Genomic DNA, 24,143 nt, shown 5'->3' on the forward strand with positions numbered 1-24,143 from the left:
GTATAATGTTTTGTTTTAATTAATTATATCTGTCGTTAAACGAAGTTCGGTTTTTTTTCTTATGAGATCAAGGAAGCTTACTTCTTAAACTTACCAATATGTCATAGCCCACCTGAGGGAGATCATGCATAAAAAATTCATTTCCCCAATCGTTGTAATGTATATTGGTTACTCTTACATTTTTTTGTTTTTTATCAAGATGTAAGCTTATTATCATATCTAAATGTTGTTGTAAGTTACCAACTTCTAAAAATAACATGGAGTTATCAACCCAATCTTTTACATAAGCGTTTTGTAAATAAAACCCAAAATTACCTAGTTTAAAGTAAGACATTTTAGGTGAGGTTATTATTTTATTTCTTCAAAACCTAAATCTAAATAGAAATTCCTTGATTCGTTATAGTTTTTCGCGCCAATAAATGCTCGTATAGATTTTACATTGTACGCCATAAGTTACTTTCGATATAAAAAATAGTTATTAACTAACTCGATATAATGCTGTTTGGCTGTATCTTGGCTTATGTCTTCAGCTTGAAATAATGCATTGGTTTTAAAGGCATTAATTAATGGTTCACGGCTTTTAGGTCTGCCATAATCATTAGTTGCTTTTTTGTAATAAGCATAAAGTTTAAGTAAAGTATCTGCAGGGAAAGGTTCTTTATGCGCATTGATTCTATCAACAGCTTCTCTAAATTTTATGTCTAACTCTTCCGAAGTCATTACTTATGTGCAATTATACTTTCGCCTCCGCGAACTTTTTGGTTAAGTTTCACTTTAATATTTGCATCTAAAGGTAAAAATACATCAACTCTAGATCCAAATTTAATGAATCCTTGATCTTTACCTTGGGTAACTTTGTCGTTTTTATTTGCATAGTTTACAATGCGTTTTGCTAATGCTCCAGCAATTTGCCTAAACAATACATTTCCAAAAACTTTATTTTCTACCACTACGGTTGTTCGTTCGTTTTCGGTACTAGATTTGGGGTGCCATGCTACCAAATATTTCCCAGGATGATATTTACTATATACAACTTTACCACCAATTGGATAACGTGTTACATGCACATTTATTGGAGACATAAACACACTTACTTGTATGCGTTTGTCTTTAAAAAATTCAGGTTCTTCAACTTCTTCAATTACAACTACTTTACCATCAACTGGAGACACTACATTATTGTCATTTAATTGTGTTTGACGTTTTGGGTTTCTAAAAAATTGTAAAATGAGAACGAAACATATTAAAAAAGCTATTTGCAATAACATTCGTAACCACAAAATAGTTATAAACTCATCAGCTAGTATCGTTGCAGTTACAATAATTGCTGTAGTAATAATGATGATTTTATGGCCTTCTTTATGAAACATATGTTAGAATTCTTAAGAATAAATAAATAAATGGTGCTGCAAAAATAATACTATCTAAACGATCTAGCAATCCGCCGTGTCCTGGCATTATCACGCCACTATCTTTTACACCTGCTTGTCGTTTGTATTTTGACTCTATTAAATCTCCTAAAGTTCCAAAAACACTTACAATTATAGCTAATATTAACCATTCGGTAGAACCTAATGTGTTGGTGTATTTTGCAATAAAATAACTACTTATACACGCAAAAAGTAAACCTCCTAAAAAACCCTCAACTGTTTTTTTAGGTGAAATACTAGAAAATAGCTTTTGCTTACCAAAGTTTTTACCAACCAAATAAGCAAACGAATCGTTTACCCAAACTAAAATAAAGGCTCCTAATAATATGTTGGGATTAAAATTATCATAGTAATTACCAATTAAAATAATAAAAATAAAGGCACTAGATAAGTAAAATGTGGTATTGATATACTTGTTGGTAATAAAAAGTGGCAATGTTTTTTTTGAAAACAAATCTTTTATTAAAAACAACATTACAAATATGGTAAGGACATGTAGAATCTGAATGGCTTCATTGAAGCCTTCGTTACTATCTAATACCAACTGCCAATAAGAAAAAGCTAAATAAGAAATAATAAAAATCACATAAGAGCTAATCCCTTTTTGGTTAATAAGCTTATTGAATTCGGCAATGCAAATAAGTCCAAACACAAAAAACAAACCAATTAAAAAGTGTTGTGATTGTAGTGAAGCTAAAAAAAGTGCTGCATATAAAACGCCTGAAATTGCTCTAACAATTAGTTCTTTCACAATGAAAAATTATAAATCTTCTAATAGGAGCAAATATAAGTTTTTTGAACTACTACCATAGCTTAAAAAGTTGTTATCTTCACTAGCTTTAAAATGTTTGATAGTGGTAATATTGGTAGGTATTTTTTTACGATTCTTGTCTTTAATACCTCTTAAACCTTCACTAATAGTTTCTACAAATTGACTTGTAGTTGCAAAAATAACAAAGTTTGATGGTAACTCTTTTAGTTTCTTTTCCGCTATTTGATTTGATGAAATTAATAGTGAGCCATCGTTAGAAATTAAATACTCGCATGTGGTTAAAAAGTAAGCACAATCGGCAGCATTTTTGCTGATTTTTAAATTGAATTTTTCAAATTTATCTGCTAACCTTTCATCGATTAGCATAACTTTTTCATCTTTCCAGTTATTTTCTTCTAAAATGAGTGCTAAATTATTATCTACTTCATCAAAATCTTCACAGTATAGAAATTTACCTCCATTGGCTTTAAAATTAATGGTAAAGCGTTCGTCTATAGGAAGTTTAATATCAGGCATATACTTGCTTCTCTCATCATTTTGAATGCTTTCTTGAGAGTCGCTAGATTTAGGGCCGAAGATTTTTCGAAATAGGCTCATTTAGGGTTTTTTGCTATTAACCAGTTAAGTCCTAGTTTTATCAAATATATAAAATCTAAAGCAAACATTTGGTTATTTAAGTTTTTTGTAACTATTCTATTCCTCCTCGGTAATATCTTCATCGTGTTTAACAAATGGGCTTTTTCCAAAAATAAGTTCAAGATTATCTTTAAAAATAACTTCTTTTTCCAAGAGCTCTTCTGCTAATAGCGTTAATTTATCTTTATTTTCTTCTAGTATTTTAATAGCACGTTGGTATTGTTCTTCAATAATATCAGATATTTCTTTGTCAATTAACTCAGCAGTTTGCTCACTGTATGGTTTTGTAAAACCATATTCGTTTTGACCAGAAGAATCATAGTACGTAATATTTCCAACTTTGTCACTTAAGCCGTAAATAGTTACCATAGCTCTGGCTTGCTTTGTTACTTTTTCAAGATCACTTAAAGCACCAGTTGAAATTTTATCGAAAACAACTTTCTCCGCAGCTCTACCACCAAGTGCAGCACACATTTCGTCTAACATTTGTTCTGGACGAACAATTAATCTTTCTTCAGGTAAGTACCAAGCAGCTCCTAACGAACGTCCTCTAGGTACTATTGTAACCTTTACTAAAGGTGCAGCATGCTCTAATAACCAACTAATCGTTGCATGACCAGCTTCGTGATATGCAACTGCTTTTTTCTCTTCAGGAGTGATAATTTTGTTTTTCTTTTCTAGTCCACCAACAATTCTATCAACAGCATCTAAAAAGTCTTGTTTTTCAACATGTTTTTTGCCTTTTCTTGCGGCAATTAAAGCAGCTTCATTACATACATTGGCAATATCTGCTCCAGAGAATCCAGGAGTTTGTTTTGACAAGAAATCTGTATTTAAATCTTTTGCTTTTTTAAGAGGCTTTAAGTGTACTTCAAAAATTTCTTTACGTTCGCGAACATCAGGAAGATCCACAAAAATTTGTCTATCAAAACGTCCAGCACGCATTAAAGCTTTGTCTAAGACATCGGCTCTGTTAGTTGCAGCTAATACAATAACATTGGTATTTGTGCCAAAACCATCCATTTCGGTTAGTAATTGATTAAGTGTGTTTTCACGCTCATCATTAGAACCTGAAAAATTAGCTTTCCCTCTTGCACGACCAATAGCATCTATTTCATCAATAAAAATAATGGCAGGAGATTTCTCTTTGGCTTGTTTAAATAAATCACGAACTCTAGAAGCTCCAACACCAACAAACATCTCTACAAAATCTGATCCAGAAAGTGAAAAGAAAGGTACTTTAGCTTCTCCAGCTACGGCTTTTGCTAATAAGGTTTTACCAGTTCCTGGAGGTCCTACTAACAAGGCGCCTTTTGGTATTTTTCCCCCTAAAGAGGTGTATTTTTCTGGATTTTTTAGGAAATCTACAATTTCTTGAACTTCTTCTTTTGCACCTTCTAAACCTGCAACATCTTTAAAGGAAGTTTTTACTTCGGTGTTCTGATCGAATAATTTAGCTTTAGATTTTCCGATATTAAAAATTTGACCTCCAGCACCGCCGCCGCCACCAGATGACATACGACGCATAATGAAAATCCAAACACCAATAATAAGAATAAATGGTAATAATGTAAGAAGGAAATCTCCCCAAAGGTTTTCCTCAATTTTATAGTCTATTACTGTATTGAATTCAGCGTTTTCAGCTTTAATTTCGTCAATTTTATCTTCAAAATTTTGAAGATCTCCCAATTGAAATTGGTAATTAGGTGCTTTTTCTGAAATTGGTAACAACTGTGGTTTTACAGTTTTTTTATGCTCAGTACTAGCAGCAGCTTCGGCAGTTAAATATACTCTAGCTTGAATTCTATTTATAATCACAAGCTTTTCAACATCACCATTTTCTAAATATTCAAAAAATTTATCTTGTGTTGTAGCTGTACCTGATGCAGAACCCATTCCACCTGATAATACTTGAATTCCAAGGAATATTACTATAATGATTCCATAAATCCAATAAGGACTGAATTTAGGCTTTTTATTATTTAACTTATTATCTTTTGACATGTGTATTTTTTTAGTAACTAGTTTCTATTTTGGTTGTTTTTGCGTCTCCCCAAAGGCTTTCTATATCGTAATATTCTCTAATGTGCTTTTGAAAAACATGTACAACCACATTTACATAATCCATTAAAACCCATTCGGCATTATCGCTACCTTCGATGTGCCAAGGTTTATCTTTTGTTTCTTTACTAACCTTTTTTTGAACGGAGTTAACGATGGCGTTAACTTGTGTGTTTGAAGATCCTTCGCAAATAATAAAATAATCGCAAACGGTGTTTTCTATATCTCTTAAATCTAAAATATTAATGTTTTGTCCTTTTACATCTTCAATGCCATTTAATATAACAGATATTAATTGGTCTGCATTACTATTTTCTTTCGTCATTAATTTGTTTTAATTTGTGCAAAGTTATTATTTTTTTAGGTCTTTATAACCCTAAAAATCTTAAGAAAATTATAATTTAAATTTTCTAGTTAAAATGCATATAATCAAACTTAGTGCCATTGACTCTACAAATTCGTATTTACGCGAATTAGCCTCTAAAAAAGTTTTAGAGGATTTTACTGTTGCTATTGCTAAACATCAAGTAAAAGGTCGTGGCCAAATAGGCTCGGTTTGGAATTCTGAAAAAGGAAAAAACCTTACTTGTAGTGTTTTTAAACGTAATTGCTGTGTTTCTATTGATGATCAGTTTTACATAAGTATGGTAACTTCGTTAGCGATTATAAAGACTCTACAATTATTTCAGGTACCAAAATTGGCGGTTAAATGGCCTAACGACATTTTGTCAGAACAAAAAAAAATATGTGGTATTTTAATAGAAAATGTCATAAAACACCAAGATATTGAGGGAACTATCATTGGTATTGGACTCAATGTTAATCAAACACAATTTAAAAATTTGCCAATGGCATCATCATTAAAAAATTTAACAGGTACTTTGTTTGATGTTGAAGAGTTGCTAGTACGTATTGTTGAACATTTAAAATATTACTTTGAAAAGCTAGAACAAGGTAAGCATGATTTTATAAAAAGAGCCTACGAGTCATTACTTTTTAGGAGACTTAAGCCATCTACTTTTAAAGATATAGAAGGAAACCTTTTTTCAGGATTTATTCAAGGAGTAAATACCAATGGAGCTTTGCAAATACTACTTGAAGATAATATTATAAAAGAATTCAAGTTAAAGGAAATACAACTCTTGTATTAAATAGCGTTTGGAATGTTTGTTGCTAAAGTTTCAATGAATTTTGTGATAGGACCTTTAATCATCATAGCCATCATTGGATTAAAATCTCCAGTGAAGCTTAATTGAATTTCGCTCTGCTCACCCGAAGTTTCATTTATATCGCCAACTAACGAAAAATCTAATTTACCACCAGCAGCTCCTAAAACAATTTTATTTGGGGAAATGGCTTCCTTTTGTTTTAAAACAATTTCAGGCATGCCTTTTAAAGCAAACAAAAATTTGCCTTCGTCTAAAACTTCAAACTTGCTGATGTTTTCAGGCATTAGTTTTTCAAAATTTTCAACGTTTATCAAAAAATCAAATACGTCTTGAGCCGATTTATTTACAGTTACTTTAGGTGATTCTAAATTCATAAGGTGTTTTATAAGAATATATCAATTAGCGTTCCATTCACTAGGATTTGCATTCCAGCGTGACAAAGTTTCTAATTCTTTCTTATTAATATAATTTGTGTCAAGAGCTTGTTCTAATAAGTTTTCGTAATTACTAAGTGTGTGAAGTGTTACATGTTCTTTTTCAAAATTTTCATTTGCAATATCAAATCCATACGAAAAAATTGCAACCATTCCTTTTACGATAACTTCGGCATCTTTTAGTGCCTTCACAGCATTTAAGCTACTTTTTCCAGTACTAATTAAGTCCTCAACCACAACAACATTTTGTCCTTTTTCAATATAACCCTCAATTTGGTTTTGGCGACCATGCTTTTTTGCTTCAGGACGCACATATACAAAAGGTAGCCCTAAATATTCGGCAACTAAGGCGCCAATACCAATAGCTCCAGTAGCTACACCAGCAATTACATCTGGTCTTCCGTATTGTTTTTCTATATGTTTCGCCATTTTTTCACGAATATAATTTCTAATAGGCGGATATGACAGTACTATTCTGTTATCACAATAAATTGGCGATTTCCAACCTGAAGCCCAAGTAAAAGGCTTGTTTGGACTAAGTTTAATAGCGTTAATTTGCAGTAAAACTTCAGCGGTTTTTTTAGCAGTATTTTTATTAGCAATCATAGCTACAAAACTACACATTAATTTAATTCTAAGGAATGAAAATATATTGAATAAAAATATTTTTTTGATGAAGCTGTACTTTGAATTAAAAATTAATATTTTTACCAACCTAACCTTATATACACAATGTATAAAGTTTTTGTCAACGACAAACCAATCATTTTAACGTCTGAAATATCAGAGGATAAGCTTTACAAAACTTACCCTTTAAAGTATGTAGATTTACCTAAGGTGGTTAGAGACCTTAAAAGAGGAAACAATAAAGGCGTTTATTTATATCACAAAAATAAAGACAAGCTTTTACAAAAGTTTCTTAAAAAGTTTCCTAATGTTATAGCTGGAGGAGGTAAAGTAATTAATGATAAAGGAAAAGTACTATTTATTTATAGAAATAATAAATGGGATTTACCTAAAGGACGAGTAGAAAACAAAGAATCTATTGGAGAAGGTGCTATTCGTGAAGTCGAAGAAGAAACAGGAGTAAAAGGCCTTACTATAACAAAGCCCTTAGAGATAACCTATCATATTTTTAAGCGCAATGGACGTTATAAAATAAAAATTACACATTGGTTTGAAATGAAAACTTCTTATGATGGAAAACTAACACCAGAAACAAAAGAAGGTATTACCAAAGTAAAGTGGCTAGGTAAAAAGAAGCAAACTAAAGCACTGGAAAATAGCTATGCTAATATTAGGGAATTGATGTAAGAGATGTTGTTTTTTATATTAGCACAGACTGAGTTGAACTCTTATTTAATTTTTTAAGGGTATAGAAATTCCAACAGCAAGAGCTCCAACATACTGATCAACTGTATGTTGAAAGTAATAGGCAAAACCCAAATCAACATTATTGTTACGTCCTAATTCCAATCCAAAAGAGAAAGGGATATGATAAATAAATCCACTTTTATTGATATTAGTGAAGGCAGTAAAAGTCTCAAACTTTCCTATTGATGCTCCTATCCCAATTTCAACATAAGGTGCAGCCCAACGAATAGGTGCTCTAACTCTTATTTTTCCACCTATTAGCAAAGCATTAGATTCGGCTTTTTCATCTGTTGGATTGTCATTAAGATCTTTTCCATTAGAACTTGTCAAAATTAAACCAGCATATGGTTTAAGTTCAAACCAAGAAGAAATTCTTAAGACGTATTCACCTTGTAAAAAAAGACCACCATCAACAATTTCACCGACACTATAGTATGGTGAACTTATTCCATATCCAATTTGGGCATTAATTGATTTTTCCTTTATAAATTGTGCTTCAGCTAAATTAGAAGACAAAATTATTATAAGCAATATCTGGATGTTTTTCATAAATGTGTACAAAATAATAATATAAACTATTTTAATTGTTTAATATTAGAAGTTAAGCAAAGTTAGTAGCTTTTTCTTACAAAAGCAATTTGTAGAACCATCTATAATATGGTTATTAATTTGATTTTTTATATAGTTATAAAAATATTTTATTAGCTCAACAAACTTGCAAGAACTAATATTAACCGTATTTTTGCCGCTTCTTAAAAACAACCCATTATGACTGAGTTTATTAGAAAACGTACAGCCAATGCAAAGAATGATATTTTAAGTGGATTAACTGTGGCTTTGGCTTTGGTGCCTGAAGCTGTAGCATTTGCCTTTGTTGCTGGTGTAGATCCTCTTGTTGGTTTGTATGCAGCGTTTATGATTGGTTTAATTACGTCAATTTTTGGAGGACGACCAGGAATGATTAGTGGTGCAACTGGTGCATTAGCAGTAGTTATGGTAACCTTAGTGGCAAAAGGAAACGCTATGGGAGCCGAAGGAGAACAATTAGGTTTATACTATTTATTCGCTACTGTTATTTTAATGGGTATTATACAAATGTTAGCAGGTGTTTTTAAGCTAGGGAAGTTTGTGAGGTTAATTCCGCATCCTGTAATGATGGGATTTGTTAATGGATTAGCTATTGTGATTTTTCTAGCACAATTAAAAATGTTCCCAAGACTAGTATCTCAAGAAACCCCATTTTGGGGAAATATAATTGGCTGGTTTAGCGAATTGTTTAATAGTTTATCAACAAATATTTCATTTTGGATAATGTTTGGGTTAATAGGTGTAACTATGTTTATAATGTTTGGCCTACCAAAGCTAACCAAAAAACTACCTGAAGCATTAATCGCTATTTTAGTAGTATCTGCTATTGTTATTTTTGGAAATTTAGATGTAGCTACTGTTGGAAGTTTTATTCGTGATGGAGGAGGAGAAGGTTTAAAAGGTGGTTTACCACAGTTTCAAACAGATATTTTCAGCAAAGTACCATTTACTTGGGAGACCATTAAATTTATTGGTCCTTACGCTCTAATTCTTGCAGCTATAGGTTTAATAGAGTCTTTAATGACACTCAATTTAATAGATGACTTAACAGAAACAAGAGGAAACTCAAATAGAGAATGTTTAGCCCAAGGAGGTGCTAATATCGTTACTGGTTTCTTTGGCGGAATGGGAGGTTGTGCTATGATTGGTCAATCTATTATTAATATTAAAGGAGGAGGTCGTGGACGCTTATCTGGTATTGTTGCAGCGTTAGCTTTATTAGCCTTTATATTATTTGCTTCAGGATTGATTGAACAAGTACCAATTGCAGCATTAGTTGGAGTGATGTTTATGGTAGTTATAGGCACGTTTGCATGGTCAAGTTTTAGAATTATGAATAAAATACCTCGAACAGATTTGTTTGTACTGATTCTAGTCTCTGGTTTAACCGTTGTTTTCGACTTGGCTATCGCTGTTATTTCTGGCGTTATTGTAAGTGCATTAGTGTTCTCATGGGAAAACGCTAAACGTATTCGTGCGCGTAAGCGTATGAAAGATGATGGTACTAAAGTTTACGAAATTTGGGGTCCATTATTCTTTGGAAGCATTACTGCATTCAATGAAAAATTTGATGTTAAAAATGATCCAGATAAGGTTGAAATAGACTTTGTAGAATCGCGTGTTAGTGATCATTCAGCTATTGAAGCCATTTTTAATTTGGTGAATAAATATAAAGATGCTGGTAAATCAATTAAACTAAAACATCTTAGTGAAGATTGTAAAGTGTTGCTTTATAAATCGAGTCCCTTGTTTAGAGATGTAATTGTTGAAGCTATTGATGATCCTCGTTATCATTTAGCCGAAAATCCTGAATCGTTTACCAAAGGCTTAGGAGAATATAATTTGTAAATTATTTATAGAAGCTATCTTCATCAACTAGCAGCGTTGTTAATTCTACTGTATGATTATCAGGGTCTTTAAGGTAAATAGAATGAAAATATATATGGTCCTGAAAATCATATGTTTCACCTAACGACTTAAAATGCTTTTGTGCTTTAGTAAAATCTTCATTAGACACATTAAATGCAAAATGGTCTATCTTCACATGTCTAGATTCTAGATTTAATTTTTCGTGTTCTAAATTGGCTGGAAATATTGCAATGCCACTTTTTCCCGAAAGCATAAATACAGGAAACTCACCCCATTTTTCTAATTGATATTTTTTTAAACCTAAAACTCTTGAGTACCATTTAATGGACAGCTCCATGTCTTTGACACGAATAGCAACATGGTCTAAAAAGTTAATGTTAAAAGAATGCATTTAATCTTGATGAATTTGAATATAATTTCCGAAAGTATCTTCAAACATTGCCACAATACCCCAATCTGTTTTTGTAGGCTTTTGTTTAAAATTAACACCCAAATCAATTAATCTTTCATAATCTGCCTGAACATTTTCACTCCCTAAAATAACAATTGGAAGTCCTTGATCATAAGCTGTTTTCTGAAAAGTGTGATAAAAACCATCGCCTTTGGGTTCTAAAAGAATGGTTGTTTTGCAATCATTAGATGTTACAATAGCCAACTGAGCTTCAGGCATAAATGTATGTGACTTAAGGCCTATAATTTCAGTATAGAAATTATGTGCTTTAATTGGATCGCTTACTGGTAAACTCGTCATTTTTATATACATAATCTTTTTATTTTACACGTACACTATCTGGGACAAGTTTGGTGTAATCACCATTATTTCTTATTACATCTCTAACAATAGAAGATGCTATGTATGAGGTGTCAGCCGAAGTCAGTAAAAATACAGTTTCAATAGGAGCTAAATCTCTGTTGGTGTGCGCAATGGCTTTTTCAAACTCAAAATCGGCAGGATTGCGTAAGCCTCTTAAAATAAATTCAACACCTATTTCCTTACAAAAATCAACAGTTAGGCCTTTGTAAGTCATTACTTTTACTCTTGGTTCATCTGCAAAGGTGTCTTCTATAAATTTTTTGCGTTCTTCAAGAGAAAACATATACTTTTTATTAGCATTGACTCCAATAGCGACTATAATTTCATCAAACAGCGTAATACCTCTTTTTATGATATCATAATGTCCTAAGGTTATTGGATCAAAAGATCCTGGAAAAATGGCTCGTTTCATAGTTTTAGTTCTCAGACAATACTCTTACTACGTTGTAAATTTTCTGATTATCAAATTGCTGTAAAATGTCTTTTCTTGAATATTTAACAATAGAATCTTTGTAAAAACGTGAATTATTAGTTTCTTTTACTCTTATATTCTTCATATATGAAACAGATTCATCCACAAAACGAGCGGGATTAATAATGCTTTCACTATGAACAAATGAAATACTATCATTATTGATAGTAGTAATCTTTATAGAAGAAAAATTGTTTTCTCCATAATCAACAAAATATACATCACCTATCTTTGGATTATTTAAATAATTTAAAGACAGCGATTTCACCTCTTTATTACATGCATTAAGAATTAATACAAGGATTAGGTTAAAGATGAAAAACTTAAAATCTGGGGTTTTAACTTTCATTTTCTTAAATTTTGATGTTATACAGCATAGTATATAATCATATATTTTATCAAATATAAGAATAATAGGAATAAGTACTATTTCAAAGCTTCCTGAATTGCATTATCAAATAACATTTCCAATGAAATATGAGCCGCATTTGCTTGCTGAGGTAAAATACTTGCTCTGGTTAATCCAGGCACTGTGTTTACTTCTAGTAAATGTGGCTCACCATCTTTAAAAATGTATTCACTTCTGGTAAAACCATTCATTTTTAAAATGTTATATACTTGCTTTGCAACAGTTTGCACTTTTTTAGTCATTTCATCGCTAATTCTAGCAGGCGTTATTTCTTGAGATTCGCCTAAGTATTTGGCTTTGTAATCAAAAAAATCATTGTTGCTTACTATTTCGGTAATGGGCAACACTGTTACTTCTCCTTTATATTTAATAACACCAACCGAAACTTCGACACCGTCTAAAAACGACTCAATAATAATTTCATCATCTTCAGCAAAGGCTACATCAATGGCATTTTGTAAGTCTTGTCTTTTGTACACTTTGGTAATTCCAAAACTACTTCCAGCTTTATTGGCTTTTACAAAACATGGTAAGCCAACTTTATTAATAATAGCATCTTCATCTATAGCATCACCAAGATTAACGTAATACGATTCAGCAGTTTTAATACCATAGGGTTTCAGCACACTTAAACAATCACGTTTGTTAAATGTTAAAGCAGCTTGATACATATTACAACTGGTTTGTGGAATACCCAATAACTCAAAATAGGCTTGCATAAAGCCATCTTCACCTGGAGAACCATGTATGGCATTAAAGACACAGTCGAAAGTAACTTTTTTTTTGTCTTTTATAATAGAAAAATCATGTTTGTTTACTTGAAACTCGGCATCATTATCATCTACATAAACCCATTTATGTTTAAAAATATGAATGCGATATAGGTTGTACTTTTCACTATCTAGCGTTTCATAAACAACATTTCCACTTTTTAATGAGATTTCATATTCGCTTGAATACCCTCCCATAATAATCGCAATATGTTTTCTCATTAAATAAAAGTATTAGGGTTCAATAAATTGTTATTTTGACCGTTTGTAAAAATATCATTTATTCATGTAACGTAAAACCTTTTTGTTTTAATATACGTATATCTAACAACTAAAAGTTTATCCCTTACACTGTAGAACTATAAAATTGTGTAGTTTTGCTAAATATTTTTGAGCAATATGAGCATTATTAAATTTTTGTCTAGTAAAGAATTTTTAAAGCAATTAGGATTAGCAATTATTGCTATAATTGTTATTGGTTTTTTTACACTTAGGTATTTAAAATATTCAACGAATCATGGTGATTTTGTTGAAGTGCCTGAATTAAAAGGAAAAACTTTAGATGTTGTTAAGATAGAAATTGACGATAACGATCTAGACATGGTTGTTCAAGATTCTGCTAATTACAACCCTAATTACCCTAAATACTCGGTTATTGATCAACAACCAGCTGCAGGTTCGTTAGTGAAAGAAAATCGAAAAATTTACTTAACGTTAAACCCATCAGGATATAAAAAAGTTGGTGTGCCTAATATTATTAGACGTACGTTTAGACAAGCAAAACCTGCATTAGAAGCGTTAGGTTTTGAGGTAGGAAAAATTACTAGAGTTAATGATATTGGTTTAGATCAAGTAATTGAAATTAGGTATAATGGTGAAAAAATAAATCCTGGAACCATGCTTGAAAAGACTACAAAAATTGACTTGGTACTAGGAAATGGAAAACAATAATACCTCCATGGAACCCAATAATTTCCCAGAAGAAAACCCTGAACTTTACGAGCATTATTCATTTACGGTTGAAAAAGGACAACAACCTCTACGAATCGATAAATATTTAATGAACTTTATTGAAAACGCTACCAGAAATAAGGTGCAGGCAGCTGCTAAAGATGGTAGTATTCGTGTTAATGGAGTGCCTGTAAAATCTAACTATAAGGTAAAGCCCTTTGATGAAATAAAAGTGCTTTTTGAGCATCCACCTTATGAGAACTTATTAGTTCCTGAAGATATACCAATAGATATTGTATATGAAGACGAGCACCTTCTAGTAGTAAATAAACCAGCAGGAATGGTTGTGCATCCTGGACATGGAAATTATTCAGGCACCTTAATTAATGCATTGACGTTTCATTTTGATAATTTGCCTAATAACTCTAGCGATAGACCAGGATTGGTGCATAGAATTGATAAAGATACTAGCGGACTTCTAGTAGTAGCAAAAACGGAAAATGCTATGAACCACTTGTCAAATCAGTTTGCTGAAAAAACAAGTGAAAGAGAATACATTGCTTTGGTTTGGGGAAATGTTGAAGAGGACGAAGGTACTATTGAAGGTAATATTGGTCGTCATCCTAAAAACAGATTGCAAAACACCGTTTTTTTAGATGATGATGAAGATAAAGGAAAACCAGCTGTAACCCATTACAAAGTATTAGAGCGTTTTGGCTATGTTACCTTAGTATCTTGTAAATTAGAAACTGGACGTACGCATCAAATACGTGTACATATGAAGCATATAGGACATACCTTGTTTAATGACGAACGTTACGGTGGCGAAAAAATATTAAAAGGAACAACGTTTACTAAATACAAACAGTTTGTAGATAATTGTTTTAAAGTGTTGCCAAGGCAAGCGCTACACGCAAAAACACTTGGGTTTGAACATCCAGAAACTGGAAAATGGATGAGTTTTACAACTGAAATGCCAGAAGACATGCAACAATGCATTGAAAAGTGGCAATCTTATGCAAAGCATCAAGATAATTTATAATTCTATATATAATTACTTCTAAAATTTATTTCATTTCATTTTAGTTACTCTTAAATTTGAGAAACTAAAACCATAGACAATGAAATTAGTTCTTTCTCCTGCAAAATCATTAAATTTTGAAAGCAAATTACCAACTAATAAAGCATCAGAAAATTGCTTTTTAAAAGAAGCAGAACGATTAAATAAACTGCTTAAAAAGAAGTCTGCTAAGAGTTTATCAAAGCTTATGAAAATTTCTGATAATTTAGGACAGTTAAATTATGAACGTAATCAAGAATGGCAATTACCATTTAACCAAGACAATGCTAGACAAGCAGTGTATGCATTTTCAGGCGATGTGTATCGTGGGTTAGACGCTTATTCAATACCTAAAGATAAATTAGAAAAAGTACAAGATACTATCAGAATCATATCTGGGCTTTATGGTTTATTAAAACCTCTAGATTTAATGCAGCCTTATCGTTTAGAAATGGGAACGAAATTTCCAGTAGGTAAGAACAAAAACTTGTATGAGTTTTGGAAACAAAAAATTACTAAAACTTTAAATGATGAACTTGAAGATGGCGAATTATTTTTAAACTTAGCAAGCAATGAGTATTTTAAAGCAATTGATACAAAGGTGTTAAAAGTACCTGTAATAACAGCTAATTTTAAAGATTTAAAAAAAGGTGAGTACAAAACAATCATGACGTTTGCAAAGTTAGCAAGAGGTTATATGACACGTTATATTATTGATACAAATGCAAATACCATTGACGATATTAAAGGCTTTAACTACGAAGGTTATGGATATAGTGAAGCAATGTCCACAGATACTGAGTTAATTTTTATCAGGTAAATAAAAAAGCGAGATTTCTCTCGCTTATTTTTTATCATCTCTTTTAGTTGCAGCTTTCTTTTTAGTAGCAGCTTTACTCTTTGGTTCTGCTTTTGGTTTAGTAGTTGCTTTTTTGGTTGTTTCTTTTTTTTCTTTAACTTCTACTGCTTTGTAAGCTTTTGTTTTTTTACGAGGACGCCTTACACCATAAGTTCCTCTTGCTATTTTTCCACGTTTAGATTTCTTATCGCCTTTTCCCATGAGTAACTGTTTAATGTTAGTTCTTTAAAAATACTATTTTTAATGCCGAATTCAAAACATTATGTTTTTTCATAAGCATCCATATCAACCTTTTATTCAGCAAGATACAACTAAATTAATTGTTGGCACCTTGCCGCCTCCACGTTTTTCAACAGGAGCTCTATTAGAGAAGGATGTCGATTTTTGCTACGGAAGTTATTATAATTCCTTATGGTTGTTCATTGATAAAATCCATAATCTTGGATTACGTTTTGATAATTCACAAGAAGCTATTGAGGAACGAAAGCAATTTTTAATACAGCACCAAATAGGTGTTTGTGATATTGTTGAGAGCGCAGAACGAGACAAAATTGACGCATCAGATTTAGGTATGAAAAACATTGTACTTAGAGATGTTATTGGCTACTTAAAACAATATCAAAGTATTGACACACTATTGTTTACTGGAGGAAATAGCAAAAACGGACCTGAATATTTTTTTAGGAAGCACTTAAAAACTTATGGATTAAAACTAGAGTTGGTTTCAAATGAAGTTCCAAGAGTTCATCAGTTTTCACTATGTCATTCTGAACTTGATTCAGAATCTAATCGCATTATAAAAACAGTATCACTAACGTCAGGATCTGGTGCAGCCAATATCTCTATTAGCAGGTTACCTCAGTATAAAACACAAAAAGCAAAAAGCCCTAATTTTAATACGTTTGACTTTAGAGTGTTACAGTATCGAGAGTTTTTTTAGTTTTTAGACCAAACCGAATAGATAATATATAGCAACCCAGGAATTGCAAAGGCGCTTATTAAAACACTCGATGCTAAATCTGGTCTTATTATGTGTAGGCAAATCATGCCTCCAACTGTTATTAATCCACCAAGACCTTTCCACTTAAAAGCTAATAATAAACCTAATATAATAGTTCCAGGGAATAGTAATAATGCTATAGCATCTGATGTGCTTATAGCTGTAATATTTGAGTCTGTAAACAATTCGCCAATAGTCATCATTAGTAAAAAAATAATGACTAAAGCGCCTAGTATTCTTGCAGACCAAAGAATTATTTTAAGTGTTCTTTTTTTTGACAACACTTTTTGAGGGATTTATTAGTAAGTACTTTACTAATATAATCAATTAAAATAACTTGTTGATGTCGTGGTAATTGTAAGAATATTAATTGTTTGGAGCTTGATGGTCGTAGCTGTAAATTCGACTCATTTTCCATTCACCATTTACTAAAATCCAAAGTGTAGTGTATTTAGCAGTGCTAGTTAAATATTCGGGTTTTTCATTAGGTTCTTTAGCATAAAATGCATGTTCTCCTTTTAAAATGGCAGCATAAATCTCACCATTTTTATACATAGGAAATACCTCAGTACTTCCTTTAACTAATTCTCTTCTTGCTTTATATGATAAATTTCCAAGCCCTTTCATACCATGAATAAAATCTTGTTTTGTATAAGTAGCACCTCCTTGGTCATGGTAAAACTCAATATCATCGGTTGCCAGTTCTTCAAGAATACTAGTATTTAACTGATTGTAAGACAGCTCGAACATTAAACTGTCTTTTTCTTTCAAGAGATAATAAAGATCATTTTTTTCTGAATTATGATTTGAAACTTCTAAACGACCATGAACCTGGTCTTCTTTAATTTCGGGTTGAGTATTACTTTGTTCTTTACAATTAGTGAATAGTAAACATAATACTAATAACAAAAAGGTTGATTTAAATTGCATTTGATTGGTTTTTGATTGATGATTATATGTACCACTAATTGTATAAATGTTACAATTATTGTTTGTTCTTATTGTAATTAAGAATTTCTTTAGGGAGTTGTTTGCCTTTATTTTTTGCCAAATAACGACGTAAAACGCCACCTTTTATATGGTTGATGTCAAACTCTATTGAGAAAGCATTAGGATCTACTTTATCAATAACACGATGCATTTTTCTAATATCTATTCTGTTTATAACGGTATGGATGATGTCAAACTCTAACATTTCACCACTGCTACCATACCCTTTTTCGCCTTTATAAATGGTCATTCCAGCACCTAGTTCGTTAATAATTGCCGATTTAATTTCTTTATGATGTTTAGATACAATCATAACACCAATAAAATCTTCAAACCCTTCAATAAGCAAATCAATAACTTTTGCAGTAACAATATAGGTGAGAATAGAGTACATAGCAATTTCAACCGAAAGCACAAAAGCAGTAATACTAAAAAGTATAATGTTAAAGTATAATATTATTTGACCAATACTAAACCCAAAACGATCATTTAAAAATACACCAAGAATTTCAGAGCCATCTAACACAGCACCATTTTTAACGGTTAAACCAATACCAGAACCAACAAACAAGCCTCCAAATATCGAGATAAGCAATTTATCTTCTGTAATGGTATTAAATTCAACAAAATGAATAACTAATGCTAAGCCAATGATACTGAAAACAGACTTTATTAATATTCGTTTAGACAAGGTATAATATGCAAGAATTAAAAAAGGAATGTTAATTAATACAAGTAGTGTAGAAATATTTAAATTCTCAAATTGAGAATTAACTAAAATAGCAGTTCCAGTAACGCCTCCATCCAAAAAATCGTTAGGTAATAAAAATGCTTTTAAACCCACACTTGCTAGTAAAATACCAAGTGCAATTTGAAAATACTCTGAAATATTTGTGTAAGTTGCTTTTCTATTCATTTTTACATTATATAATTAGTTTAATGAGCCTGTAAGAAAAATTGGACTACTTTCAAAGATACTGAAATTTGAATTTTAAAAATTACAAAAAGCCCCATTTCTTTTAATGTTTGAACAAGAGGTTTTTATAAATTAATTTGATTTTTTTTAATTATTAAGTTGGATTAAGAATGTTTTTTTTAGATATTTATGCATAGAGAGGGATTTCTATTATTGAGAATCAGGTATGAGAATATTAGAGTTTCCGTATGGTAAAATAATAATTTTACAAAAGAGTATAGCCGAAGTCATTATTAATGAAGGTGTTGTAATGGATGAGGTTATGATAGACCACTATCATGATGTTTTAAGATTTAATTTAGAAGCACCTTTTTCTTTACTTGTAAATAAAAAACATTCTTATTCTTACGATTTTAATGCGCAAAAAAACTTAGCGACTATTAACGAAATAGCTGCTATGGCTGTTGTTGCTTACAATAAAGTAACAAGTATGACAACACAGATGCTAGATAAATTACCAAGAAAAGAAAAATGGAATTTAAAAATATTTTCAGATAGAGAAGAGGCCTTAAAATGGTTGATTTATGAGCAAGAAAAGCGAGATAAGTCTATTGGTTAAGATGTTTTAGGTTTTTTAACCAAAATTGGTCTTGCCATTCTTCAGTTATAACTTTTTCATGTTCTTGTTCAATAATTTCTAACTGTTGTTTTGTAGCATTGCCTTGAATTTCTTTAAACAAGATTCTTTCTTCAAATCTAATATGAGCTACTAGTTCTTCTTCGATTAACCATAAGTTTCGTTCTATCTTATCTATAGCTGTAAATAAACGTTGCAATCTATTATGTTCTTTAATAGCTCTTTTAATAAGGTTATGGTTATTCCTTAAAATTGGGAACATATATTGTTCTTCAAAATTAAAATGAGGTACTAAATGATGTGTCCAAAACCAATCAGTATAGGCTTTTATTCTTTTTACCTCAATATTTAACTTAAAACCTTGTCGTATTTTCCAAGACAAGAGTAAGCCAAAATGATGCTCTCGGCTTACTGGTTGCAATGCTTTGTGTCTCTTAATTGGTTTATACATAACTAAACTCTCTTTCTTTAGCAATTGCCTTTGGAAATAGAATATTATTTTCTAAGTGTATGTGTAAATGCAAATCTTTTTCAAACTCCTCTAAAAGGGCAAATGTTACTTTATATGTGTTGCAAGCGTCAATTGGGGGTGTGTAATCGTTGCTTAATTTGGCTATTTCTCTAAAACGTTCGCCTTCAGTGGAATGCTCATCCATCATCATGTTAATTGGATTTTCTACTGTGCCAAAATGAGGCATATTTAACTCTGCACTGTTGCTATTTGATTTCACCATCTTTCTTACAAAAGGAAATAGAATTAATTCTTCTTTTTTCATGTGCTTTGCTAATTCGCCAACCGACGTTGTAAATGCTTCATTAATTTTTAATAACTCTGGATGACGATTGCCATGAACTCTACATATTTTGTCTAAGTAAGGTTTTATTTCTATCGTTTTTTCTTCAACGTAACGATGGTGTTTCTTTTCAATATAATCTACTAATAAATCTAAAGGCCAAGAAGCAAAATCAATAGATTCATTGCTTGTAGTTTGAACGGCTTTGTTTAAGTCATTAATAACATGTTGCGACTCAATGTTTTTCTTTTTACAAGCATCGTCAATGGTTCTATTACCATGGCAACAAAAGTCTATTTCATGCTTTTTAAATACTGATGCTGCGCGATAATCTTGTGCTACTAATTCGCCAATTATTTGATGTCTTTGAATATTCATAATGCTTAAATTTTTTATTGGACAAAATTATCCGATTTTATATTAAATTTTTATCTCTTTAAAAAGCTCATGCCTTGCGGTAACCCATTGGTTAATTCTTTTATGCTTGTTGTTTCTAGCATCATTTTTAACTCATCTCTAATAGCTTTAAACTGGTCATGCATAGGGCAAGGTTTATGTGCGTTACAGGTATTTAATCCCAAACCACAACCACTATATATTTTATCTCCATCAATAGCTTTTACAACATGAAGTAATGTAATTTTGTTAAGATTATTTTCAATTATTTCATAGCCTCCAGTTGAGCCTTTAGTTGATGTGACAACATTATTTTTAGCAAGCGACTGAAGTATTTTTGCTGTAAATGCTACTGGGGAATCTATGGCCTTTGCAATATCTTTTAATGATACTCTATTGCCATTATGCGACTGATGGCTAATATGTATTGTTGCTCTGATTCCGTATTCACAAGCTTTTGAAAACATGAATTAAATCTTAATTTTATACAAAGATATAAAGTTTTAAATTAATAATGGATAAAAATATCCGAATTAATTTCTTAAAAGAAAAAACTCTAAAACAATTGGTTTAATAGTATAGAGCTATTAAAAATTCACGATAGGCTTATCGTATTTTCTTTCTGAAAAAATTAGACAGATTCACCTAAACTAGTTCCTAGCTGCTTTAAACTCACTGCCATCATACCATTTAGGAAAATAATCTTCATTTGCGAGTTTTAATCCTACATTAAAAAATAACTGTAAATCTAATTGCACACCACTTAAATTAGTTGTTTCAGCGTTGTATTCATCTGAAGGTTGATGGTACTTAATAGCACGATAGTCGTCATTGTACTTTTTTATGTCTTCAATACTTTTATCAAAGCCTTCATAGGCACCACTTGCATATAAGGCAGGAATACCAATTTTGGCAAAATTAAAATGGTCTGATCTAAAGAAATATCCTTTTTCGGCTTCAGGATCTGGAATAATATATCTGTTTTGTTCAGTTGCAGCTTTTTCAGCATACTCATCCATTTCAGATTGACCATAACCTGTAATGGTTAAATCCTTCATTTTTCCTGGACTATCAAGTGCATCAATATTAATATTAGCAACAGTTTTCTTAGGTTCAAAAATAGGATTTTCGGCATAAAACGCAGAGCCTAATAAGCCTTGTTCTTCGGCAGTTACGGCAATAAAAGCAATAGAGCGTTTTGTAGGGTTATCTTTTTTAAAAGTTTCGGCAATGGCTAATAAACCTGCAGTTCCAGAAGCATTATCAACAGCACCATTATAAATAGAGTCGCCTTCAATAGCTTTGCCAATACCAAAATGATCCCAATGTGCAGAGTATATAATAACTTCGTCTTTTCTATCGGTTCCAGGAATCAAGGCAACGACGTTTTTAGACATATCTTTTTTAATGTTATTTTCAATACTTACCGACACATTTAAGCCCAGAGGTACAGGTTTAAAATCTTTATTTCTAGCCAAAGTTTTATAATCTTGTCCTTTTATAGTAGATGCATCAAACATTTTTTGAGCACTTTCACCACTAATCCAAGATTCTACATTTAACAGAGGTAAATCACTTTCAATAGTTAAGCGAGCACCACTCCAACCAGACTCTACAACATTCCAGCCATATGAAGCGGGTTCTGTATCGTGAATAATAATAAGTCCATCAGCGCCTTGTCTTGCAGCCTCTTCATATTTATACGTCCAACGACCATAATACGTCATTTCGTTACCTTTAAATAAGGTAGAATCGGCAGATTTAAACCCAGGATCATTTATTAACACGACTGCAGTTTTTCCTTTCCAGTCAACACCTTCGTAGTCATTCCAACCATATTCTGGTGCTACTACACCATAACCTGCAAAAACCAACTCAGAATTTTCAAGGCTCACTTTTTCCACTGGTTTATTCGTGGTAGCCACAAAATCTTTTAAAGCATTTAAATTGATATTTGTATTTTTTCCTGAAATCACCATAGTTTTAGAAGGCGTTCCTGTAATTTCTACTAATGGGACATCTTGAAAAAAGCTCTCGCCATTTCCTGGTAAAAGCCCTAGTTTTTCAAATTCCTCTTTTAAATAGTTAACTGTTTTAACTTCACCTTGGGTAAAAGGTTTTCTTCCTAGAAAATCATCAGAAGCGAGTTGTTCAATATGATTCCCAAGAGTAGTTGTGTCAACTTCAACTAAGCTTGAAGTGTCTTTTTTATCATTTTTACAACTAATAAATAGTACAATTATTAAAAATTTTAGGTAATTCTTCATAAAAGGTATTTTAATTAAATTATTGCCACAGCTTTTGTTAAACATTGCTTCTAGACGAAGTTCGACTAATTTTTACACAAAATCAAGGTGTTGGCATAAATTAGATTAACTTTGCACTTTAATAAAAAAATGACGCTATAAATAAGAATGTCATTTGCACAACAACTTATATGTCATTTAACTCCCTAGGCTTATCGGATGCCTTATTAAAAGCCGTTAGTAAACAAGACTATACAACACCATCACCAATCCAACAAAAAGCAATTCCTTTAATTTTAGAAGGTAAAGATGTGTTGGCATCTGCACAAACAGGAACTGGTAAAACAGCAGGCTTTACCTTGCCTATGCTTCAAAAGTTGTCTCAAGGACAGCAAATGCGTAAACGTCCAATTCGTGCATTGGTATTAACACCAACACGAGAATTGGCCGCACAAGTACATAACAATGTAAAAGCGTATAGTGAGTTTTTAGATATTCGTTCGGCTGTTATTTTTGGAGGTGTGAACCAACGACCACAAGTAGCCACCATTAGGAATGGTGTTGATATCCTCATTGCCACTCCAGGACGCCTTATAGATTTGCAAAGTCAAGGGTTATTATCGCTTGCTAAAATTGAAATTTTGGTTTTAGATGAAGCAGATAGAATGCTAGACATGGGATTTCTAAGAGATATTAAAAAAATTATTGGTTTGATGCCAACAAGAAGACAGAACCTTTTGTTTTCTGCCACATTCTCTAAAGAGATAAAAAACTTGGCAAACAACTTTTTGCACCATCCAGTATTGGTAGAAGCTACACCTGAAAATTCTACTGTTGATACAATAGAACAAAAAGTGTATCGTGTTGCAAAAGGTTTAAAAACAGGATTGATTATTAAGCTAATTTCTAAAGGAGATTGGAAGCAAGTATTAGTATTTACAAGAACCAAACATGGAGCTAACAAGCTTTGTAAAAAAATGATTAGTGCTGGTATTTCAGCAGCAGCAATTCATGGAAATAAAACCCAAGGAGCACGAACTAGAGCATTGGCTGGATTTAAAAGCAATAAGGTACGTGTTTTAGTAGCTACTGATATTGCTGCACGTGGTTTGGATATACCGTTGTTACCACATGTGGTGAATTTTGAACTGCCTAATATTTCGGAAGACTATGTACACAGAATTGGAAGAACAGGTAGAGCAGGAGCTAGTGGTGAAGCTGTGTCCTTAGTTAGTGGAGAGGAGCGTGGTTATTTGCGCGATATTGAAAAGTTAGTTGGCTTAAAAATTCCTGTGGAGATTGTTGAAGGGTTTGAACCAGACCCTAATGCACCAAGTACTCCACCAAAAAAGAAACAGCAAAGTTCTCGTAATTCAAGGAACTCAAATACTAGACGCTCAAGTAGTACAAAGAACAATACTAATAAGGGTAACCAAAACCAATCTAGACGATCTAGTCGAAATAAGAATAGACGTTCTAAAGATAGCAAACGCTAA

At 31.8% G+C, this 24,143-nt stretch carries 31 protein-coding genes and 1 pseudogene; 9 read left to right on the forward strand and 23 right to left on the reverse strand.

Annotated features, from left to right (window positions below):
• Positions 1–67: 67 nt before the first annotated feature.
• The 7 genes from E5167_RS05125 to rsfS all read right to left on the reverse strand — a co-directional run bounded on the left by E5167_RS05125 (position 68) and on the right by rsfS (position 5,224).
• Entirely contained in the window at positions 68–334 is a 267-nt protein-coding gene (locus E5167_RS05125) for a VOC family protein (protein ID WP_317130366.1), read from the reverse strand.
• Between the two features lie 119 nt (positions 335–453).
• The gene (locus E5167_RS05130) at positions 454–720 is read right to left on the reverse strand and encodes an acyl-CoA-binding protein (RefSeq protein ID WP_136841691.1); all 267 of its coding nucleotides are present in this window, start codon (positions 718–720) and stop codon (positions 454–456) included.
• The gene (locus E5167_RS05135; RefSeq protein ID WP_136841693.1) at positions 720–1,370 is read right to left on the reverse strand and encodes a phosphatidylserine decarboxylase family protein; all 651 of its coding nucleotides are present in this window, start codon (positions 1,368–1,370) and stop codon (positions 720–722) included. The genes E5167_RS05130 and E5167_RS05135 overlap by 1 nt, the downstream gene beginning before the upstream one ends.
• Complete coding sequence (locus E5167_RS05140; protein WP_136841695.1) at positions 1,360–2,181, reverse strand: phosphatidate cytidylyltransferase; 822 nt, start codon at positions 2,179–2,181, stop codon at positions 1,360–1,362. Before E5167_RS05140 ends, E5167_RS05135 begins: the two co-directional genes overlap by 11 nt.
• Positions 2,182–2,190: 9 nt before the next feature.
• The gene (locus tag E5167_RS05145) at positions 2,191–2,799 is read right to left on the reverse strand and encodes an LUD domain-containing protein (protein WP_136841697.1); all 609 of its coding nucleotides are present in this window, start codon (positions 2,797–2,799) and stop codon (positions 2,191–2,193) included.
• A gap of 96 nt (positions 2,800–2,895) precedes the next feature.
• Positions 2,896–4,842, reverse strand: a complete 1,947-nt coding sequence (ftsH, locus tag E5167_RS05150; RefSeq protein WP_136841698.1) for an ATP-dependent zinc metalloprotease FtsH — start codon at positions 4,840–4,842, stop codon at positions 2,896–2,898.
• 10 nt (positions 4,843–4,852) lie between these two features.
• Complete coding sequence (gene rsfS, locus E5167_RS05155; protein ID WP_136841700.1) at positions 4,853–5,224, reverse strand: ribosome silencing factor; 372 nt, start codon at positions 5,222–5,224, stop codon at positions 4,853–4,855.
• Positions 5,225–5,318: 94 nt separating this feature from the next.
• Between rsfS and E5167_RS05160 the strand changes: the two genes are divergently transcribed.
• Positions 5,319–6,050 (forward strand): biotin--[acetyl-CoA-carboxylase] ligase, encoded by a 732-nt coding sequence (locus E5167_RS05160; RefSeq protein WP_136841702.1) that lies wholly within the window; start codon positions 5,319–5,321, stop codon positions 6,048–6,050.
• Here the strand turns inward: E5167_RS05160 and E5167_RS05165 are convergent.
• Positions 6,047–6,442 (reverse strand): SRPBCC family protein, encoded by a 396-nt coding sequence (locus tag E5167_RS05165; protein ID WP_136841704.1) that lies wholly within the window; start codon positions 6,440–6,442, stop codon positions 6,047–6,049. The genes E5167_RS05160 and E5167_RS05165 overlap by 4 nt on opposite strands.
• A 21-nt stretch (positions 6,443–6,463) precedes the next feature.
• Positions 6,464–7,108 carry an orotate phosphoribosyltransferase gene (gene pyrE, locus E5167_RS05170; RefSeq protein ID WP_136841895.1) on the reverse strand — a complete coding sequence of 215 codons (645 nt, stop codon included), beginning with the start codon at positions 7,106–7,108 and terminating at the stop codon, positions 6,464–6,466.
• A gap of 126 nt (positions 7,109–7,234) precedes the next feature.
• Here pyrE and E5167_RS05175 point away from each other — a divergent pair, with 126 nt between their 5' ends.
• Positions 7,235–7,816 carry an NUDIX hydrolase gene (locus E5167_RS05175; RefSeq protein WP_136841706.1) on the forward strand — a complete coding sequence of 194 codons (582 nt, stop codon included), beginning with the start codon at positions 7,235–7,237 and terminating at the stop codon, positions 7,814–7,816.
• A gap of 45 nt (positions 7,817–7,861) precedes the next feature.
• Here the strand turns inward: E5167_RS05175 and E5167_RS05180 are convergent, their stop codons facing one another.
• Positions 7,862–8,407, reverse strand: coding sequence for a hypothetical protein (locus tag E5167_RS05180; RefSeq protein ID WP_239021946.1), 546 nt, complete (start codon positions 8,405–8,407; stop codon positions 7,862–7,864).
• Positions 8,408–8,644: 237 nt separating this feature from the next.
• Between E5167_RS05180 and E5167_RS05185 the strand changes: the two genes are divergently transcribed.
• Positions 8,645–10,312 (forward strand): SulP family inorganic anion transporter, encoded by a 1,668-nt coding sequence (locus tag E5167_RS05185; protein WP_136841711.1) that lies wholly within the window; start codon positions 8,645–8,647, stop codon positions 10,310–10,312.
• 1 nt (position 10,313) lies between these two features.
• Here E5167_RS05185 and E5167_RS05190 read toward each other — a convergent pair whose 3' ends face one another.
• The 5 genes from E5167_RS05190 to E5167_RS05210 all read right to left on the reverse strand — a co-directional run bounded on the left by E5167_RS05190 (position 10,314) and on the right by E5167_RS05210 (position 13,020).
• Positions 10,314–10,724: a VOC family protein gene (locus tag E5167_RS05190; RefSeq protein ID WP_136841713.1), complete on the reverse strand. Its 411-nt coding sequence runs from the start codon at positions 10,722–10,724 to the stop codon at positions 10,314–10,316.
• Positions 10,725–11,096: a VOC family protein gene (locus E5167_RS05195; protein WP_136841715.1), complete on the reverse strand. Its 372-nt coding sequence runs from the start codon at positions 11,094–11,096 to the stop codon at positions 10,725–10,727.
• A gap of 7 nt (positions 11,097–11,103) precedes the next feature.
• Positions 11,104–11,559 carry a pantetheine-phosphate adenylyltransferase gene (coaD, locus tag E5167_RS05200; RefSeq protein WP_136841717.1) on the reverse strand — a complete coding sequence of 152 codons (456 nt, stop codon included), beginning with the start codon at positions 11,557–11,559 and terminating at the stop codon, positions 11,104–11,106.
• Between the two features lie 4 nt (positions 11,560–11,563).
• Positions 11,564–11,968 carry a hypothetical protein gene (locus E5167_RS05205; RefSeq protein ID WP_136841719.1) on the reverse strand — a complete coding sequence of 135 codons (405 nt, stop codon included), beginning with the start codon at positions 11,966–11,968 and terminating at the stop codon, positions 11,564–11,566.
• A 77-nt stretch (positions 11,969–12,045) separates the two neighbouring features.
• Positions 12,046–13,020 (reverse strand): D-alanine--D-alanine ligase, encoded by a 975-nt coding sequence (locus tag E5167_RS05210; protein WP_136841722.1) that lies wholly within the window; start codon positions 13,018–13,020, stop codon positions 12,046–12,048.
• Between the two features lie 177 nt (positions 13,021–13,197).
• Here E5167_RS05210 and E5167_RS05215 point away from each other — a divergent pair, with 177 nt between their 5' ends.
• The 3 genes from E5167_RS05215 to yaaA all read left to right on the forward strand — a co-directional run bounded on the left by E5167_RS05215 (position 13,198) and on the right by yaaA (position 15,629).
• Positions 13,198–13,749 (forward strand): PASTA domain-containing protein, encoded by a 552-nt coding sequence (locus tag E5167_RS05215; RefSeq protein ID WP_136841725.1) that lies wholly within the window; start codon positions 13,198–13,200, stop codon positions 13,747–13,749.
• Positions 13,736–14,791, forward strand: coding sequence for an RluA family pseudouridine synthase (locus E5167_RS05220; protein WP_239021947.1), 1,056 nt, complete (start codon positions 13,736–13,738; stop codon positions 14,789–14,791). The genes E5167_RS05215 and E5167_RS05220 overlap by 14 nt, the downstream gene beginning before the upstream one ends.
• Before the next feature lie 79 nt (positions 14,792–14,870).
• Complete coding sequence (gene yaaA, locus E5167_RS05225) at positions 14,871–15,629, forward strand: peroxide stress protein YaaA (protein ID WP_136841730.1); 759 nt, start codon at positions 14,871–14,873, stop codon at positions 15,627–15,629.
• A 155-nt stretch (positions 15,630–15,784) separates the two neighbouring features.
• Here yaaA and E5167_RS15530 read toward each other — a convergent pair.
• Positions 15,785–15,869: pseudogene (locus E5167_RS15530) on the reverse strand (30S ribosomal protein THX); the annotation flags it as partial.
• 61 nt (positions 15,870–15,930) lie between these two features.
• Between E5167_RS15530 and E5167_RS05235 the strand changes: the two are divergent.
• Positions 15,931–16,608, forward strand: a complete 678-nt coding sequence (locus E5167_RS05235) for a uracil-DNA glycosylase family protein (RefSeq protein ID WP_136841735.1) — start codon at positions 15,931–15,933, stop codon at positions 16,606–16,608.
• Here E5167_RS05235 and E5167_RS05240 read toward each other — a convergent pair.
• From E5167_RS05240 to E5167_RS05250, 3 genes are all read right to left on the reverse strand, one after another.
• Positions 16,605–16,952 carry a DUF7670 domain-containing protein gene (locus E5167_RS05240; protein WP_136841737.1) on the reverse strand — a complete coding sequence of 116 codons (348 nt, stop codon included), beginning with the start codon at positions 16,950–16,952 and terminating at the stop codon, positions 16,605–16,607. The two genes, E5167_RS05235 and E5167_RS05240, sit on opposite strands and share 4 nt — an antisense overlap.
• Before the next feature lie 82 nt (positions 16,953–17,034).
• Entirely contained in the window at positions 17,035–17,598 is a 564-nt protein-coding gene (locus E5167_RS05245; protein ID WP_136841739.1) for a nuclear transport factor 2 family protein, read from the reverse strand.
• A gap of 55 nt (positions 17,599–17,653) precedes the next feature.
• Entirely contained in the window at positions 17,654–18,574 is a 921-nt protein-coding gene (locus E5167_RS05250) for a YitT family protein (protein WP_136841741.1), read from the reverse strand.
• A gap of 226 nt (positions 18,575–18,800) precedes the next feature.
• On the opposite strand from E5167_RS05250, the gene E5167_RS05255 reads away from it, so the two are divergent.
• Positions 18,801–19,193: a DUF7793 family protein gene (locus E5167_RS05255; protein WP_136841743.1), complete on the forward strand. Its 393-nt coding sequence runs from the start codon at positions 18,801–18,803 to the stop codon at positions 19,191–19,193.
• On the opposite strand, the gene E5167_RS05260 is transcribed toward E5167_RS05255, so the two are convergent.
• The 4 genes from E5167_RS05260 to E5167_RS05275 form a co-directional block, all read right to left on the reverse strand.
• A complete protein-coding gene (locus tag E5167_RS05260) occupies positions 19,183–19,662 on the reverse strand; it encodes a hemerythrin domain-containing protein (RefSeq protein WP_136841746.1) in 480 nt (159 codons plus the stop codon). The genes E5167_RS05255 and E5167_RS05260 overlap by 11 nt on opposite strands.
• Positions 19,655–20,383, reverse strand: coding sequence for an iron-sulfur cluster repair di-iron protein (gene ric, locus E5167_RS05265; protein WP_136841748.1), 729 nt, complete (start codon positions 20,381–20,383; stop codon positions 19,655–19,657). Before ric ends, E5167_RS05260 begins: the two co-directional genes overlap by 8 nt.
• Positions 20,384–20,433: 50 nt before the next feature.
• The gene (locus E5167_RS05270) at positions 20,434–20,868 is read right to left on the reverse strand and encodes an RrF2 family transcriptional regulator (RefSeq protein WP_136841750.1); all 435 of its coding nucleotides are present in this window, start codon (positions 20,866–20,868) and stop codon (positions 20,434–20,436) included.
• Between the two features lie 183 nt (positions 20,869–21,051).
• Positions 21,052–22,668, reverse strand: coding sequence for a M28 family metallopeptidase (locus tag E5167_RS05275; protein ID WP_136841753.1), 1,617 nt, complete (start codon positions 22,666–22,668; stop codon positions 21,052–21,054).
• A gap of 170 nt (positions 22,669–22,838) precedes the next feature.
• On the opposite strand from E5167_RS05275, the gene E5167_RS05280 reads away from it, so the two are divergent.
• On the forward strand, positions 22,839–24,143 hold the full coding sequence (locus tag E5167_RS05280; RefSeq protein WP_136841755.1) for a DEAD/DEAH box helicase: 1,305 nt from the start codon (positions 22,839–22,841) through the stop codon (positions 24,141–24,143).

Source organism: Pontimicrobium aquaticum (genome assembly GCF_005047595.1).
Lineage (GTDB): Bacteria > Bacteroidota > Bacteroidia > Flavobacteriales > Flavobacteriaceae > Pontimicrobium > Pontimicrobium aquaticum.